The sequence below is a fragment of the Pseudomonas sp. Irchel 3H3 genome, from assembly GCF_900187635.1.
In the GTDB taxonomy this organism is placed as follows: Bacteria; Pseudomonadota; Gammaproteobacteria; order Pseudomonadales; family Pseudomonadaceae; genus Aquipseudomonas.
Map to the genome: position 1 here is coordinate 1 of NZ_FYEC01000005.1, position 16,385 is coordinate 16,385.

The following is a 16,385-nucleotide window of genomic DNA, read 5'->3' on the forward strand; positions in this document are numbered from 1 at the left end:
CACGCTGGCCGAACGCAGGCTTGAAGCCGTGGGCAACCCGGCAGGACGCCGGGTTAGCCGCCCCGCGCCATGGATGGCGCGTGGCGGCGGCCCACGGATTCAAGCCGGAGTGAGGGCACACCGAGCCCAAGCGAGGTGCCAAGTGGTGGGGCAAGAGCCTTTTGCTTACTTTTGGGCTCCTCCAAAAGTGAGCCGCTGTAAAAGCGGAACCATAGGAGGCCGTTACCGAAAAAATGGATATGTACTCGGCCTGATCCAACACCCTGGTCGGCCCACAGGCGCAACGTCGCACCACAGTCGTGTAGATACCTATGCCCATCGCGGGCAAGCCTTGCTCCTACCGATAGCAGACAGCAGACAGCCGCATTGGGATTTGGCGGCTTCGCGCCGCTGCAGTACCCTATGCGCCAATCTGCCAGGTATCCCCGCGCCCCATGCTCTTCCTGATCGCCTACATCAGCAGCGTCGTGCTGATCAACTACGCCTTTTCCACTGCACCACACCTGGACATCATCTGGTCGGCCTGGGGTGGGCTGGTGTTCGTGCTGCGCGACATGGTGCAGATCCGCTTCGGCCATGGCGCGATCATTGCCATGCTGGCGGCGCTGGTGTTGTCGTACCTGACATCCGATCCTTCCATTGCCCTGGCCAGCGCCACTGCGTTTGCAGTGTCGGAGTGCATCGATTGGCTGGTGTTCAGCATCACCAAGCGGCCCTTGCACGACCGGCTGTGGATCAGTTCGGCGCTGAGCATTCCCCTGGATACCTTCATTTTCTTCGGCATGATCGACGCCCTGACTCCCGGCGTGCTGCTCACCGCCCTGGGCTCTAAGTTCGCCGGCGTGACGGCCGTGTGGCTGATCATGGCCTGGCGCCTGCGCAAACAGGCGATCGTCAGCTAAGGCCAAAGCCGCTGGTTCATGTAAAATGCCGCGCTTTCTCCCCATGGGAAGTGCGCGCTGCGCCATATCCCTCGATGATCCGCTCCTTTGAGGAACTTCAGATGACTCGTATCGGAACTCCATTGTCGCCAACCGCGACCCGCGTATTGCTGTGTGGCTGTGGTGAGTTGGGCAAGGAGGTGGTGATCGAGCTGCAACGCCTGGGCGTTGAAGTGATTGCCGTGGATCGTTACGCCGACGCGCCAGCGATGCAGGTGGCGCACCGCAGCCACGTGATCAACATGCTCGACGGTGCCGCGCTGCGGGCAGTGATCGAAGCCGAGAAGCCGCACTTCATCGTGCCGGAAATCGAAGCCATCGCCACCGCTACCCTGGTGGAGTTGGAGGCCGAAGGCTTCACCGTGATCCCTACCGCCCGTGCCGCGCAACTGACCATGAACCGCGAAGGCATCCGTCGCCTGGCCGCCGAAGAGCTCGACCTGCCAACTTCCCCGTACCACTTCGCCGATACCGTCGAAGACTATCGCAAGGCGGTCGAGGACCTGGGCTTCCCTTGTGTGGTCAAGCCGGTGATGAGTTCCTCGGGCAAGGGCCAGAGCTTGCTGCGCAGTGCCGATGACGTGCAGAGCGCCTGGGACTACGCGCAGGAAGGCGGGCGTGCCGGTAAAGGCCGGGTGATTGTCGAGGGCTTCATCGACTTCGACTACGAAATCACCCTGCTGACCGTGCGCCACGTTGGCGGCACCACTTTCTGTGCCCCCGTCGGTCACCGTCAGGAGAAGGGCGATTACCAGGAGTCCTGGCAGCCACAAGCCATGAGCCCGATTGCCCTGGCAGAATCCGAGCGGGTAGCCAAGGCCGTGACCGAGGCCCTGGGTGGGCGTGGTCTGTTTGGCGTCGAGCTGTTCATCAAGGGTGATCAGGTGTGGTTCAGCGAAGTCTCGCCGCGTCCCCATGACACCGGCCTGGTGACTCTGATTTCCCAGGACCTGTCGCAGTTCGCGCTGCACGCCCGGGCAATTCTCGGCCTGCCGATCCCATTGATCCGTCAGTTCGGTCCTTCGGCTTCGGCGGTGATTCTGGTGGAAGGGCAGTCAACCCAGACTGCCTTTGCCAACCTGGGGGCTGCCTTGAGCGAGCCGGATACCGCGTTGCGCTTGTTCGGCAAGCCAGAGGTGAACGGTCAGCGTCGCATGGGTGTGGCGCTGGCGCGTGATGCGTCGATTGAATTGGCTCGGGCTAAAGCAACCCGCGCTTCTCAGGCTGTAGTGGTAGAGCTCTAAACTGCAGCGCGGCTATCGCGGGCAAGCCCGCTCCCACAGGATGTTCGGCTGATCACAAATTTTGTGTACACCAGAAACCCTGTGGGAGCGGGCTTGCCCGCGATGGCGTCTTATCAGGCCACCCGATTCAAATCGTTGTTACGCGTCTCCTTCAGGCACAACACGGCAATCAAGCTGAGCACCGCTGCCCCCGACACATACCCGCCGACATAACTCAAACCGCCCATCGCCACCAGTTTCTGCGCAAAGAACGGCGCCGCCGAGGCTCCGACAATGCCGCCCAGGTTGTAGGCTGCCGATGCGCCGGTGTAGCGCACGTGTGTCGGAAACAGTTCCGGCAACAGCGCGCCCATCGGCGCAAACGTCACGCCCATCAGGAACAGTTCGATGCACAGGAATAGCGCCACGCCCCAGGTCGAACCCTGGGTCAGCAGCGGCTCCATCAGGAACCCCGACAGAATCGCCAGCACGCCACCGACGATCAGCACCGGCTTGCGTCCGTAACGGTCGCTGGCCCAGGCCGACAGTGGGGTGGCGGCGGCCATGAACAGCACCGCGAAGCACAGCAGGCCGAGGAAGGTTTCGCGGCTGTAGCCCAGGGTCGAAACCCCGTAGCTCAGGGAGAACACGGTGGAAATGTAGAACAGTGCGTAGCACACCACCATCGAGCCTGCGCCCAGCAACATCGGTGCCCAATATTGGCTGAACAGCTCGACCAGTGGGATCTTCACCCGTTCCTGGCGTGCCATGGCGTTGGCGAACACCGGGGTTTCGTGCAGCTTGAGGCGCACATACAGACCCACCATCACCAGTGCGGCGCTGAGCAGGAACGGAATGCGCCAGCCCCAGGAACGGAACTGTTCGTCGTCCAGGGTCATGGCCAGGGTCAGGAACAGGCCATTGGCGGCCAGGAAGCCGATCGAAGGACCCAGTTGCGGGAACATGCCGAACCAGGCGCGTTTGCCCGGTGGCGCGTTTTCCGTGGCCAGCAAGGCAGCGCCACCCCATTCCCCGCCCAGCCCCAGGCCCTGGCCGAAGCGCAGCACGCACAGGAGGATCGGCGCCCAGGCGCCAATGCTGTCGTAACCCGGGAGTACGCCGATCAAGGTGGTGCAGACGCCCATCAGCAGCAGCGAGGCGACCAGGGTCGATTTGCGCCCGATACGATCACCGAAGTGGCCGAATAGCGCCGAACCCAACGGCCGGGCCAGAAAGGCGATGCCGAAGGTCAGGAAGGCCGACAGCATTTGCGCGGTGCCGGAAGTCTGGGGGAAAAATACCGGGCCGATCACCAGTGCCGCGGCAGTGGCGTAGACATAAAAGTCGTAGAACTCGATGGCCGTGCCGATAAAACTCGCGGTGGCCACTCGGGTGGCGGAGTTAGTCGGTTGGGCAGGTGTGGCTTCGCCGTAAGTGGTGCTCGTCGTCATGCGGTTATCCCTGACAGTCATGTGCTCGCGAGGAGCGAATTATTATGGTTGGAGCACCCAGGGATGTTGGGGTGGGGCGCGGAGGGCGCTCCAGGTAGGAGCGTTCGCCGCAGAGTCGTGCAACTGGCCGCAAGACACTGGGTGCGGGTAGCACGGTCTGCGGCGGGGCTTGGGTAAGCGTCGTGATTATAGGAAGGGGGCTAACGATTCAACAAGAGGCTGTGCAGTGCTCTTTCAGCCAATTGCAGGCACGGACGTGGTGTGCCAGATCAGCACCTGGCTGACGCGGTTTTCCTCGGTTTCGAGGATCTCCAACCGATAGCGGCCGATTTTCAGGCACACCGGGCAGTCCGGAATGGTTTCCAGCGCCTCGGTCACCAGGCCGTTGAGGGTTTTCGGGCCGTCGCTGGGCAGGTGCCAGCCCAGGGTCTTGTTCAGTTCGCGGATGGACGCTGCGCCGTCGATCACCAGCCGTCCATCGGCTTGCGGGTGAATGTGCGGGTTGTCGAGGCTGTGCTGGCTTTCGAACTCGCCGACGATTTCCTCGAGGATGTCTTCCAGGGTCACGATGCCCTGCACTTCGCCGTATTCGTCGACCACCATGCCCAGGCGCCGCTGCTGTTTGTGGAAATTCAGCAGCTGCAGTTGCAGTGGGGTGCTTTCCGGCACGAAGTACGGTTCGTGGCAGGCCGCCAGCAAGGCCTCTTTGGTCAGGCTGGCATCGGGCAGCAAGTGGCGGACCTGCCGGGTGTTGAGTACCGCCTCGACCTGGTTGATATCGCTGTGGAACACCGGCAGGCGCGTGCGTTTGGTGGCGCGCAGCTGTTCGATGATGTCTTCGAGCGGATCGTCGAGGTTGATCCCGTCCACTTCGCTGCGTGGCACCAGGATGTCGTTGACGGTGATGTTGTCCAGCGCATGAATGCCGGCCAGGGCGTGGGGGCGACAGGCGGCATGTTCGTGCTCGTTGTCGTTTATCGGAGTGGGCTGTGGCTCGTCTTCGCTCTGTTGCACCACCTTGGGTTTGCGTGCCAGGGGCCTGAGCAGCAGCAGGCTGATGCTGCTGAGCAGCCAGGCGAGCGGGTAGAGGATCTTCAATGGCACGCCGAGCAGGGTGTTGCCCAGCGCCAGGATGGTATCCGGATAACGACTGGCGAGGGTGCGCGGCAGGTAATCGGCGAATATCAGCAAGGCCGCCGTGGCGCTCAGGCAGGCGAGCCAGGGGCCGTTGTCGGCCCAACCGAATACCGCCAGCAGGGTGCTGATGACCACCACCAGTGCCCGGCACAAGGTATTGCACAGAATCAGGCTGCTGAGCGGGAAGTTGAGCCTGGCCACCGGCTTGTCGTTCGCCCGTGAGGCGGTGCGTTGAGCCAGCAGTTGCTGTTGCGCCGCTTCGATGGCGGTAAACAGGCCCGACCAGAGGATCAGCAGGGCCAGCACGGCGAGCAATGGCCCTATGGGCAGGTTATCCATAACGAATGCCCGTCAGATGTGCAGGATGAATTCGCGGACCAGCTTGCTGCCGAAATAGGCCAGCATCAGCAGGCAGAAGCCGGCCAGGGTCCAGCGAATGGCCTTGTGTCCGCGCCAGCCGAGGCGATTGCGGCCCCACAGCAACACGCTGAAGACGATCCAGGCCAGGCACGCCAGCAGGGTCTTGTGCACCAGGTGCTGGGCAAACAGGTTCTCGACGAACAACCAGCCGGAGATCAGTGACAGCGACAGCAGGGTCCAGCCGGCCCAGAGAAAACCGAACAGCAGGCTCTCCATGGTTTGCAGCGGCGGGAAGTTCTTGATCAGCCCTGAGGGGTGCTTGTGCTTGAGTTGATAGTCTTGCACCAGTACCAGCAGCGCCTGGAACACAGCGATGGTGAACATGCCGTAGGCCAGGATCGACAGCAGGATATGGGCGAGAATCCCGGGCTCCTCGTCGATTACCTGCACCGTGCCCGACGGCGCGAACTGCGCCAGCAGCACCGTGGCCAGTCCCAGTGGGAACAACAGCAGCAGCAGGTTTTCCACCGGAATGCGTGAGCACGCCAGCAGGGTCAGGGCAATCACTGCGGCGGCAATCAGGCTGGCGGCGCTGAAAAAATCCAGGCCCAGGCCGATCGGCGTCACCAAGTGGGTGAACAGGCTCGCGCTGTGGGCCAGGACGGCGAGGATGCCGAGCATGACCAGCAGGCGTTTGTTCACCTTGGCGCCTGTGGCCAGGCGAGAGCCTTGGTAGAAAGTCGCAGCGGCGTATAAGCAGGCGGCGGCGAGTGTCGTGAGCAAACTGGGTGACAAGGGGAGCATAAATCCTGTTAGGCAAGCCCGAAAGAGAATGAGTTTGGCATACAACCCTTGTCGCATGAAAGACCGCACAACCAGACGGCGGGTGTGCGCCAGACGCAGTCTTCGCTATAATCCGCGACCTGCCCACGCCGCAGGCTCGCCGAGCACATGTTTTTCACGGTCTGGGCCGCCATTACCTCGGTCTCCATAGGGCCTGAAAGGATCGCGCATGTTTGAAAACTTAACCGACCGTCTCTCGCAGACGCTGCGCCATGTCACCGGCAAAGCCAAGCTGACTGAAGACAATATCAAAGACACCCTGCGTGAAGTGCGCATGGCGTTGCTCGAAGCCGACGTCGCCCTGCCGGTGGTCAAGGACTTCGTCAATTCGGTCAAGGAGCGCGCTGTCGGCACCGAGGTGTCGCGCAGCCTGACGCCGGGCCAGGCGTTCGTGAAGATCGTCCAGGCCGAACTCGAAAGCCTGATGGGCGAGGCCAACGAAGATCTGAACCTGAGTGCCGTGCCGCCAGCCGTGATCCTGATGGCCGGTCTGCAGGGTGCCGGTAAAACCACCACTGCTGGCAAGCTGGCGCGCTTCCTCAAGGAGCGCAAGAAGAAGTCGGTGATGGTGGTGTCCGCGGACGTCTACCGTCCGGCGGCGATTAAACAGCTGGAAACCCTGGCCAACGACATTGGCGTGACGTTCTTCCCGTCCGACCTGAGCCAGAAGCCGGTCGATATCGCCGAAGCCGCCATTAAAGAAGCACGCCTGAAATTCATCGACGTAGTCATCGTCGATACTGCCGGTCGCCTGCACATCGACGAAGAGATGATGGGCGAGATCAAGGCCCTGCATGCCGCGATCAAGCCGGTCGAGACTCTGTTCGTGGTCGACGCCATGACCGGCCAGGACGCCGCCAACACGGCCAAGGCCTTTGGCGATGCGCTGCCGCTGACCGGGGTGATCCTGACCAAGGTCGACGGTGATGCCCGTGGCGGTGCCGCGTTGTCGGTTCGCTCCATCACCGGCAAGCCGATCAAGTTCATCGGTATGGGCGAGAAGACTGAAGCCCTGGAGCCGTTCCATCCCGAGCGTATCGCTTCGCGCATCCTCGGCATGGGTGACGTGCTCAGTCTGATCGAGCAGGCTGAACAGACCCTCGACAAGGACAAGGCCGACAAGCTGGCGAAAAAGCTGAAGAAGGGCAAAGGCTTCGACCTCGAAGACTTCCGCGATCAGTTGCAACAGATGAAAAACATGGGCGGCCTCGGCGGCTTGATGGACAAGCTGCCGAACATCGGCGGTGTCAACCTGGCGCAAATGGGCAATGCCCAGGGCGCGGCAGAGAAACAGTTCAAGCAGATGGAAGCCATCATCAACTCCATGACCCCGGCCGAGCGCCGCGACCCTGAGCTGATCAGCGGTTCGCGCAAGCGTCGGATTGCCATGGGTTCCGGCACCCAGGTGCAGGACATCGGCCGCTTGATCAAGCAGCACAAGCAGATGCAGAAGATGATGAAGAAATTCTCCGCCAAAGGCGGTATGGCCAAAATGATGCGCGGCATGGGCGGTATGTTGCCCGGCGGCGGCATGCCAAAAATGTAAAGAATTCGCGCCGACAGTCTTGTCGGCGCGGCCCCCACATGGACGTGGGGCCAGCAGTAGCCCGCCTTGGCGGGCGCTGACTCGCCGTTGGAGACAACGGCTCTACCGCAAATCTGGATGGCACGCCGATAGGCGCCAGAAAAAGACATTTGCAAAAGTCCGGATATTCCTTAGAATATGCGGCCTTTCGGGCACCTATGCCCGCTGTGCATTTAGATTTGCAGCACCGACTACAGGAACTATGTTCACATGCTAACAATCCGTCTTGCCCTTGGCGGCTCCAAAAAGCGCCCGTTCTACCACTTGACCGTAACCGACAGCCGCAACCCGCGCGACGGTTCGCACAAAGAACAGGTTGGTTTCTTCAACCCTGTTGCTCGTGGTCAAGAAGTCCGTCTGTCCGTGAACCAAGAGCGCGTAGCCTACTGGCTGAGCGTTGGTGCACAACCTTCTGAGCGCGTTGCTCAGTTGCTGAAGGAATCTGCTAAGGCTGCGGCCTGAGCAATATGAACGCGACGCCAGCCAATGCTGATGATTTGATCGTTATCGGCAAAATTTATTCTGTTCATGGCGTTCGCGGCGAAGTGAAGGTGTATTCCTTTACTGATCCGACTGAAAACCTCTTGCAGTACAAAACCTGGACGCTCAAGCGCGAAGGCAGCGTAAAGCAGGTTGAGCTGGTCAGCGGACGTGGGAACGACAAGTTCCTGGTCGCAAAGCTCAAGGGTCTTGATGATCGTGAAGAAGCGCGTCTTCTGGCCGGTTACGAGATCTGCGTGCCGCGCAACCTGTTCCCTGAACTGACCGACGGCGAGTACTACTGGTACCAGCTCGAAGGTCTGAAGGTCATTGACCAACTCGGGCAATTGCTCGGGAAGATCGATCATCTTCTGGAAACCGGCGCCAATGATGTAATGGTGGTCAAGCCTTGCGCTGGCAGCCTGGATGATCGCGAACGCCTGTTGCCCTATACGGAGCAATGTGTGTTGGCAGTCGACCTGGCAGCAGGCGAGATGAAGGTGGAATGGGATGCGGACTTCTAAGCGTGGCTAACTTGCGCGTAGAAGTGATCAGTTTGTTTCCCGAGATGTTCTCCGCCATCAGCGAGTACGGCATCACCAGTCGGGCGGTGAAACAGGGGCTCTTGCAGCTGACCTGTTGGAATCCGCGAGACTACACGACGGATCGACATCACACTGTGGACGATCGCCCATTTGGCGGTGGCCCGGGCATGGTGATGAAGATCAAGCCCCTGGAAGATGCTCTGGTTCAGGCCAAGGCAGCAGCCGGGGAGGCGGCGAAGGTCATTTACCTGTCGCCCCAAGGCCGTCAACTGACTCAGTCGGCGGTACGCGAGTTGGCGAATGAGGAAGCATTAATCCTGATTGCCGGTCGCTATGAAGGCATTGACGAGCGATTTATTGAAGCTCATGTCGATGAAGAGTGGTCGATTGGTGACTATGTACTGTCTGGCGGCGAGCTGCCGGCGATGGTCCTGATTGACGCGGTTACACGACTGCTGCCTGGAGCTTTAGGGCATGCGGACTCCGCCGAGGAAGATTCCTTTACGGATGGTCTGCTGGATTGCCCGCACTACACCCGACCGGAGGTGTATGCGGATCAGCGTGTTCCCGACGTGTTGCTAAGTGGCAATCACGCGCATATCCGGCGTTGGCGTTTACAGCAGTCCCTTGGTAGGACCTTTGAACGACGCGCCGATCTTCTGGAAAGCCGCTCGCTTTCTGGAGAAGAGAAGAAGCTGCTCGAGGAATACATCCGCGAGCGGGACGATAGTTAACAACGTATCGATGGTAGGTCCGATGACTTACCTTAGGAGCACAGCATGACTAACAAAATCATCCTTGCACTCGAAGCAGAGCAGATGACCAAAGAGATCCCTACCTTTGCCCCGGGCGACACCATTGTCGTTCAGGTGAAAGTGAAGGAAGGCGACCGTTCGCGTCTGCAAGCGTTCGAAGGTGTTGTAATCGCCAAGCGTAACCGCGGCGTAAACAGTGCTTTCACCGTACGTAAGATCTCCAACGGTGTTGGCGTAGAGCGTACTTTCCAGACCTACAGCCCGCAAATCGACAGCATGGCTGTCAAGCGTCGCGGTGACGTACGTAAAGCCAAGCTGTACTACCTGCGTGACCTGTCGGGTAAAGCAGCTCGCATCAAGGAAAAACTGGCTTAAGTCCAGCTTCCGATGCAGAAAAAAGCAGCCTACGGGCTGCTTTTTTGTGCCCGCAATTTACCTCTGGCGCTGGTCAGGCGCCATTGGCCTCTGGCTGGATCAGCGCCACCAGGGTCCAGCCGGCGGCGGGTTTGATCACGCTTCCGGGTGTCAGCACGTAGACCCAGCCGCTGGGGTCCTGGGCAAACAGCAGGGTCGCACGATCACCGTGTAGGGCCTGATAGTCCTCCCAGGCAAAACCGTCGGTCAGGTGGGTGGTATAAAGTTCGGCGCCCTGGCTGAGCAGGCTGGCCAGCTTGGTGTAGGTCAGGACCTGGCTGCCCAGCAGTTGCCCACGGTGCTCGTGGCTGGCGCGGTGCTTGTCGGTGCGCCGGCTTTCCTGGCCGCTGGCCAGGGCGAACATGCGCTGCTGCCCGAACTCATGGCGAAAGCGCATGGTTGCCAGGGTATTGAGTTCTCCCGAAGGGGAGAGCGCCAGCAGGTGGCCGAGGCCGACCAGGTCCAGGTGCGCATCCGCGTGCTGCGAGGCCGGGTTGCCGAAGTAGGTGGGCAGCCCCTCCATGCGGGCTGCACGAATGTTTTCCCAGCTCGAGTCGGTCAGCAGCACGCGGCTTCCCAGTTGCTGCAGGGCCTTGCCCAGCGCCCGAGAAGGGCCATTGGCGCCAACGATGAGAAATCCGCTGGGGGCGGGTTCGGCAACTTTCAGCAGGCGCGCCAGGGGGCGGGCAGTGGCGCTTTGCAACACCACCGTGCCGATGATCACCGCAAACGTCAGGGGTACCAGCAGCAGCGCACCTTGATGACCGGCCTCATGCAGGCGGATCGCAAAGATTGCCGACACTGCCGCCGCGACGATGCCCCGTGGCGCGATCCAGGCCAGCAGGGCGCGCTCGCGCCAGTTGAGGGTGGAGCCCAAGGTCGAGAGCACCACGTTCAGCGGCCGCGCGATGAACTGGATTACCAGTAATAGCAGCAGGACCAGCGGCCCGAGGGCGATCATCGCGTTCAAGTCCAGTCGGGCCGCCAGCAGAATGAACAGGCCGGAGATCAGCAGCACGCTGAGGTTTTCCTTGAAGTGCAGGATGTGCCGCACATCCACGCCCTTCATGTTGGCCAGCCACATCCCCATCAGGGTCACGGCCAGCAGTCCGGACTCGTGCATCACCTCGTTGGCGGCGATGAAGATCGCCAGTACGGCGGCCAGCGACGCCAGGTTGTGCAGGTATTCCGGCAGCCATTGGCGCCGAATCAGGGTGCCGAGGGCCCAGCCACCGCCGATGCCGAACAAGCTGCCGCACAGGATCACCCCAGCGAATGTCAGCAAGCTGTGCTTGATGCCGTGGCCTTCGGCGCTGGCGATGATGAAGCTATAGACCACCACTGCGAGCAACGCGCCAATTGGGTCAATGACGATACCTTCCCAGCGCAGGATGTTGGCGATCGAGGCCTTCGGGCGCACCACCCGCAGCATCGGCACAATGACCGTAGGGCCCGTAACCAGAGTCAGGCTGCCAAACAGGATCGCCAGCAGCCAGTCGAAACCCAGCAGCCAGTGGGTGGCCACCGCGATCACCACCCAGGTTGCCAAGGCGCCGATGGTCACCAGCCGATGCACTACGCTGCCGATCTCGCGCCATTCGGACAGGTGCAAGGTCAGGCTGCCTTCAAACAGGATCAGCGCCACGGCCAGCGACACCAGGGGCATCAGCAGCGGGCCGAACATTTCCTGTGGGTCGAGCCAGCCCAATACCGGTCCCACCACAATCCCGGTCAACAGCAGAAACAGAATCGCCGGTAGTTTCAGGCGCCAGGCCAGCCATTGGCAGCCTAACGCCGCTGCACCAATGCCACCGAAGGCCAAAAGAATTTGCTGCTCGTTCATTGATGCTCCCTGTTCCTTGAAATAGCTGGCTATGAAAGACTAGCGGGCATCCTTACCGTTCCCTGTTTTTTTACGCGCAGCGCCTGGCCTGCGTGTCTTGAGTATCCATGCCTGCTATCGAACATCCCCTGATCGACCAGTTTCTCGACGCCTTGTGGTTGGAAAAAGGCCTCGCGGACAATACACGCGACGCCTACCGCAGTGATCTGGCGCTGTTCAACGGCTGGCTTGCGGAGCAGGGGCTGGAGTTGCTCAACGCCGGTCGCGAGTTGATCCTCGACCACCTGGCCTGGCGCCTGGAACAGAATTACAAGCCGCGCTCCACCGCACGATTTCTCTCGGGTGTGCGTGGGTTTTATCGTTATTTGCTGCGCGAAAAGCTGATCAGCGTCGACCCAACGCTGCGGGTCGACATGCCGCAATTGGGTCGGCCGTTGCCTAAATCCTTGTCGGAAGCTGACGTCGAGGCCTTGCTGGCGGCACCGGATCTCAGTGAGGCGATCGGCCAGCGGGATCGGGCGATGCTCGAGGTGCTGTACGCCTGCGGTCTGCGGGTCACCGAACTGATCAGCCTGACCCTGGAGCAGGTCAACCTGCGCCAGGGTGTGCTGCGGGTCATGGGCAAGGGCAGTAAGGAACGCTTGGTGCCGATGGGGGAGGAAGCGATCGTCTGGATCGAACGCTATATGCGTGATGCCCGTGGCGAGCTGTTGGGCGGGCGGCCCAGTGATGTGCTGTTCCCCAGCCTGCGCGGCGAGCAGATGACCCGCCAGACGTTCTGGCACCGGATCAAGCACCAGGCCAAGGTCGCCGGTATCGGCAAGTCCCTGTCGCCCCATACGTTGCGCCACGCCTTCGCCACCCATTTGCTCAATCACGGCGCCGACCTGCGGGTGGTGCAGATGCTGCTCGGCCATAGCGACCTGTCGACCACCCAGATCTACACCCACGTGGCCCGCGCTCGCCTGCAGGACCTGCATGCCAAGCACCATCCAAGAGGTTGAATCGAACTGTTACGGGGTTGCGGTGCATTCATCAGCCACAGTCGGCCATAGGGGCCTTATGTGATAGGCTTTGCCGGTTTGCACGATGGACGGTTATGACCCGGTGTTCCGGCACGGGCGTTCTAGTCGATCCATTTGTCCGCCTTCAGGAGTTCTCATGCGTCTGACCCAGATTTTCACCGCCGCAGCCATTGCGTTGGTCAGCACTTTCGCCGTCGCCGATGATGCGGCTGACAAAGCCATCCGCAAGAGCCTGGAAACCCTCCAGCTCGACACGCCGATCGAAACCATCAGCGCCAGTCCGCTGGCCGGTCTTTACGAAGTCAAGCTCAAGGGCAGCCGCGTGCTGTACGCCAGCGCCGACGGTCAATACATCGTCCAGGGCTATCTGTTTCAGCTCAAGGACGGCAAGCCGGTCAACCTGACCGAGAAAACCGAGCGCCTGGGCGTTGCCAAGCTGGTCAACGGCATCCCGGTCGCTGAGACCGTGGTCTACCCGGCCATTGGCGAAACCAAGACCCATATCACCGTATTCACCGACACCACCTGCCCGTATTGCCACAAATTGCACGCTGAAGTGCCAGCCTTGAACAAAATGGGGGTCGAAGTGCGGTATGTTGCTTTCCCACGCCAGGGCCTCGGCTCGCCGGGTGATGAGCAACTGCAGAACGTGTGGTGCTCCACCGACAAGAAAGCGGCCATGGACAAGATGGTCGATGGCAAGGAAATCAAGGCCGCCAAGTGCGCCAACCCGGTTTCCAAGCAGTTCGCCCTCGGTCAGTCGATCGGGGTGAACGGCACGCCGGCCATCGTTTTGGCTGATGGCCAGGTGATTCCGGGCTACCAGCCGGCGCCACAAGTCGCCAAACTGGCGTTGGGTGCGAAATAATCCTGTGTCGTCACGGTAAGCCTTTGACGATCATGGAGCGACGACAGCGGTCGGCGCTCCATTAATAGAGAGCCACACAGGTTGTGGCTGTTTTTCACGGCCGACCTTGTGTCGGCCGTTTTATGGGGAGTTCAAAGTGAATCCGGTCAAAGTAGGCATCTGTGGGTTAGGTACCGTCGGTGGCGGCACCCTCAACGTACTTCAGCGCAACGCCGAGGAAATTGCTCGGCGTGCCGGGCGTGGAATCGAAGTGGCACAAATTGCCACGCGCACGCCAAAGCCTCAGTTCCAGACGACCGGCATTACGATTACCAACGATGTCTTCGAAGTGGCCACGAACCCTGAGATCGACATCGTCATAGAGCTGATGGGCGGCTATACCGTTGCCCGCGAGCTGGTACTCAAAGCGATCGAAAACGGAAAACATGTAGTCACCGCGAACAAGGCGCTGATCGCCGTTCACGGTAACGAGATCTTCGCCAAGGCGCGCGAGAAAGGCGTGATCGTGGCATTTGAAGCGGCGGTAGCCGGTGGCATCCCGGTGATCAAGGCGATTCGCGAAGGCCTGTCGGCCAACCGGATCAACTGGGTCGCGGGGATCATCAACGGCACCGGCAACTTCATCCTCACCGAAATGCGCGAGAAGGGCCGTACTTTCGAAGACGTGCTCGTTGAGGCCCAGGCCCTGGGTTACGCCGAAGCCGATCCGACGTTCGACGTCGAAGGCATCGATGCGGCGCACAAGCTGACCATCCTGGCGTCCATTGCGTTCGGCATCCCGCTGCAATTCGACAAGGCCTACACCGAGGGCATCACCCAGCTGACCACCGCTGACGTGAACTACGCCGAAGCCCTGGGCTACCGGATCAAGCACCTGGGTGTGGCTCGCAGCACCTCCCGCGGCATCGAGCTGCGCGTGCACCCGACCCTGATCCCGGCGGACCGCCTGCTGGCCAACGTCAACGGGGTGATGAACGCAGTGATGGTCAACGGCGATGCTGCCGGTTCGACCCTGTTCTACGGCGCTGGCGCCGGCATGGAGCCAACCGCTTCGTCGGTGATCGCCGACCTGGTGGATGTGGTTCGCGCCATGACCAGCGACCCGGAGAACCGCGTCCCGCACCTGGCCTTCCAGCCGGACTCGCTGTCGGCCCACCCGATCCTGCCGATCGAAGCCTGCGAGAGCGCCTACTACCTGCGCATCCAGGCCAAGGACCATCCGGGCGTGCTGGCCCAGGTGGCGAGCATTCTGTCGGAGCGGGGCATCAACATCGAATCGATCATGCAAAAGGAAGTCGAAGAACACGACGGCCTGGTGCCCATGATCCTGCTGACGCACCGTGTGCTGGAACAGCACATGAACGACGCCATCACGGCCCTCGAAGCGTTGCAAGGTGTGGACGGTCCGGTGGTACGGATCCGTGTCGAACATTTGAATTAATTCAGCGGCAAGCGGCGTAGCGTGGTGCTTGCCGCTTGAAGCCCAAACCGAAGGTTTGCCCCTATGCGTTATATCAGTACTCGCGGCCAGGCACCGGCCCTGAATTTCGAAGACGTGCTGCTGGCGGGCCTGGCCAGCGACGGCGGCCTGTATGTGCCGGAAAACCTGCCGCGTTTCACCCAGGAAGAAATAGCTTCCTGGGCCGGCCTGCCGTACCACGAACTGGCGTTCCGGGTGATGCGCCCGTTTGTCGCCGGCAGCATTCCGGATGCCGATTTCAAGAAGATTCTTGAAGCCACTTATGGCGCGTTTTCCCACAGCGCAGTAGCACCTTTGCGTCAGCTCAACGGCAACGAATGGGTACTGGAACTGTTCCACGGCCCGACCCTGGCGTTCAAGGACTTTGCCCTGCAACTGCTCGGCCGCCTGCTTGACTACGTGCTGCAAAAGCGTGGCGAGCGTGTGGTCATCGTCGGTGCTACATCGGGCGATACCGGTTCGGCAGCGATCGAAGGCTGCAAACACTGCGAAAACGTCGACATCTTCATCCTGCACCCGCACAACCGGGTCTCGGAAGTCCAGCGTCGGCAGATGACCACGCTGTTTGGCGACAACATCCATAACATCGCCATCGAAGGCAACTTCGATGACTGCCAGGAAATGGTCAAGGCCAGCTTCGCCGACCAGAGCTTCCTCAAGGGCACGCGCCTGGTTGCGGTGAACTCGATCAACTGGGCGCGGATCATGGCCCAGATCGTCTACTACTTCCACGCTGCCCTGCAGTTGGGCGGCCCGGCGCGTTCAGTGTCGTTCTCGGTGCCGACCGGCAACTTCGGCGATATTTTCGCCGGCTACCTGGCACGCAACATGGGGCTGCCGATCAACCAGTTGATCGTCGCCACCAACCGCAACGACATCCTGCACCGCTTCATGAGCGGCAATCAGTACGTCAAGGAAACCCTGCACGCGACCTTGTCGCCGTCGATGGACATCATGGTTTCCTCGAACTTCGAACGCCTGCTGTTCGACCTGCACGGTCGCAACGGCGCGGCAATCGCCGGCCTGATGGACAACTTCAAGCAGGGCGGCGGTTTCAGCGTCGAACAGGAGCGTTGGACCGAAGCGCGCAAGCTCTTCGATTCCCTGGCCGTGGACGATGTGCAGACCTGCGAGACCATCGCCGAAGTGTTTGCCCAGACCGGCGAACTGCTCGATCCGCACACCGCCATCGGCGTCAAGGCGGCCCGTGAGTGCCGTCGCAGCCTGGATATCCCGATGGTGATTCTTGGCACGGCGCACCCGGTCAAGTTCCCCGAGGCCGTTGAAAAAGCCGGCGTAGGAAAAGCGCTTGAACTGCCTACCCATCTTTCCGACTTGTTTGAGCGAGATGAGCGTTGCACTGTTTTGCCAAATGACCTGAAAGCGGTACAGGCCTTTGTCAGTCAGCATGGCAACCGCGGCAAGCCACTCTGAT

General features: G+C 61.0%; 15 protein-coding genes. 11 read left to right on the forward strand and 4 right to left on the reverse strand.

The window, feature by feature from the left end:
• The first annotated feature begins 434 nt into the window (after positions 1-434).
• Both CKW24_RS07590 and purT read left to right on the forward strand, forming a co-directional pair.
• Positions 435-902, forward strand: a complete 468-nt coding sequence (locus CKW24_RS07590; protein ID WP_095166637.1) for a VUT family protein — start codon at positions 435-437, stop codon at positions 900-902.
• A gap of 101 nt (positions 903-1,003) precedes the next feature.
• Complete coding sequence (gene purT, locus CKW24_RS07595) at positions 1,004-2,185, forward strand: formate-dependent phosphoribosylglycinamide formyltransferase (RefSeq protein WP_095166638.1); 1,182 nt, start codon at positions 1,004-1,006, stop codon at positions 2,183-2,185.
• A 113-nt stretch (positions 2,186-2,298) separates the two neighbouring features.
• On the opposite strand, the gene CKW24_RS07600 is transcribed toward purT, so the two are convergent.
• The 3 genes from CKW24_RS07600 to CKW24_RS07610 all read right to left on the reverse strand — a co-directional run bounded on the left by CKW24_RS07600 (position 2,299) and on the right by CKW24_RS07610 (position 5,916).
• The gene (locus tag CKW24_RS07600) at positions 2,299-3,615 is read right to left on the reverse strand and encodes an MFS transporter (RefSeq protein WP_095166640.1); all 1,317 of its coding nucleotides are present in this window, start codon (positions 3,613-3,615) and stop codon (positions 2,299-2,301) included.
• A 234-nt stretch (positions 3,616-3,849) separates the two neighbouring features.
• Positions 3,850-5,091: a transporter associated domain-containing protein gene (locus CKW24_RS07605; RefSeq protein WP_095166641.1), complete on the reverse strand. Its 1,242-nt coding sequence runs from the start codon at positions 5,089-5,091 to the stop codon at positions 3,850-3,852.
• A gap of 12 nt (positions 5,092-5,103) precedes the next feature.
• On the reverse strand, positions 5,104-5,916 hold the full coding sequence (locus CKW24_RS07610) for an inner membrane protein YpjD (protein ID WP_095166642.1): 813 nt from the start codon (positions 5,914-5,916) through the stop codon (positions 5,104-5,106).
• 208 nt (positions 5,917-6,124) lie between these two features.
• Between CKW24_RS07610 and ffh the strand changes: the two genes are divergently transcribed.
• From ffh to rplS, 5 genes are all read left to right on the forward strand, one after another.
• Positions 6,125-7,501, forward strand: coding sequence for a signal recognition particle protein (ffh, locus tag CKW24_RS07615; protein WP_095166644.1), 1,377 nt, complete (start codon positions 6,125-6,127; stop codon positions 7,499-7,501).
• Positions 7,502-7,750: 249 nt separating this feature from the next.
• Positions 7,751-8,002, forward strand: a complete 252-nt coding sequence (gene rpsP, locus CKW24_RS07620) for a 30S ribosomal protein S16 (RefSeq protein WP_003198088.1) — start codon at positions 7,751-7,753, stop codon at positions 8,000-8,002.
• A gap of 5 nt (positions 8,003-8,007) precedes the next feature.
• Complete coding sequence (rimM, locus tag CKW24_RS07625) at positions 8,008-8,544, forward strand: ribosome maturation factor RimM (protein WP_095166646.1); 537 nt, start codon at positions 8,008-8,010, stop codon at positions 8,542-8,544.
• Complete coding sequence (gene trmD / locus CKW24_RS07630; RefSeq protein ID WP_174244565.1) at positions 8,526-9,299, forward strand: tRNA (guanosine(37)-N1)-methyltransferase TrmD; 774 nt, start codon at positions 8,526-8,528, stop codon at positions 9,297-9,299. The genes rimM and trmD overlap by 19 nt, the downstream gene beginning before the upstream one ends.
• Positions 9,300-9,344: 45 nt before the next feature.
• On the forward strand, positions 9,345-9,695 hold the full coding sequence (gene rplS / locus CKW24_RS07635; RefSeq protein WP_003175895.1) for a 50S ribosomal protein L19: 351 nt from the start codon (positions 9,345-9,347) through the stop codon (positions 9,693-9,695).
• A 73-nt stretch (positions 9,696-9,768) separates the two neighbouring features.
• Here the strand turns inward: rplS and CKW24_RS07640 are convergent, their stop codons facing one another.
• Positions 9,769-11,577 (reverse strand): sodium:proton antiporter, encoded by a 1,809-nt coding sequence (locus tag CKW24_RS07640; protein WP_095166647.1) that lies wholly within the window; start codon positions 11,575-11,577, stop codon positions 9,769-9,771.
• Between the two features lie 107 nt (positions 11,578-11,684).
• Here CKW24_RS07640 and xerD point away from each other — a divergent pair, with 107 nt between their 5' ends.
• From xerD to thrC, 4 genes are all read left to right on the forward strand, one after another.
• Entirely contained in the window at positions 11,685-12,581 is an 897-nt protein-coding gene (xerD, locus tag CKW24_RS07645; protein ID WP_095166649.1) for a site-specific tyrosine recombinase XerD, read from the forward strand.
• 157 nt (positions 12,582-12,738) lie between these two features.
• Positions 12,739-13,470 (forward strand): DsbC family protein, encoded by a 732-nt coding sequence (locus tag CKW24_RS07650; protein ID WP_095166651.1) that lies wholly within the window; start codon positions 12,739-12,741, stop codon positions 13,468-13,470.
• 136 nt (positions 13,471-13,606) lie between these two features.
• Positions 13,607-14,911 carry a homoserine dehydrogenase gene (locus CKW24_RS07655; RefSeq protein ID WP_095166653.1) on the forward strand — a complete coding sequence of 435 codons (1,305 nt, stop codon included), beginning with the start codon at positions 13,607-13,609 and terminating at the stop codon, positions 14,909-14,911.
• Between the two features lie 63 nt (positions 14,912-14,974).
• Positions 14,975-16,384 (forward strand): threonine synthase, encoded by a 1,410-nt coding sequence (gene thrC, locus CKW24_RS07660; RefSeq protein ID WP_095166655.1) that lies wholly within the window; start codon positions 14,975-14,977, stop codon positions 16,382-16,384.
• Position 16,385: the final 1 nt, after the last annotated feature.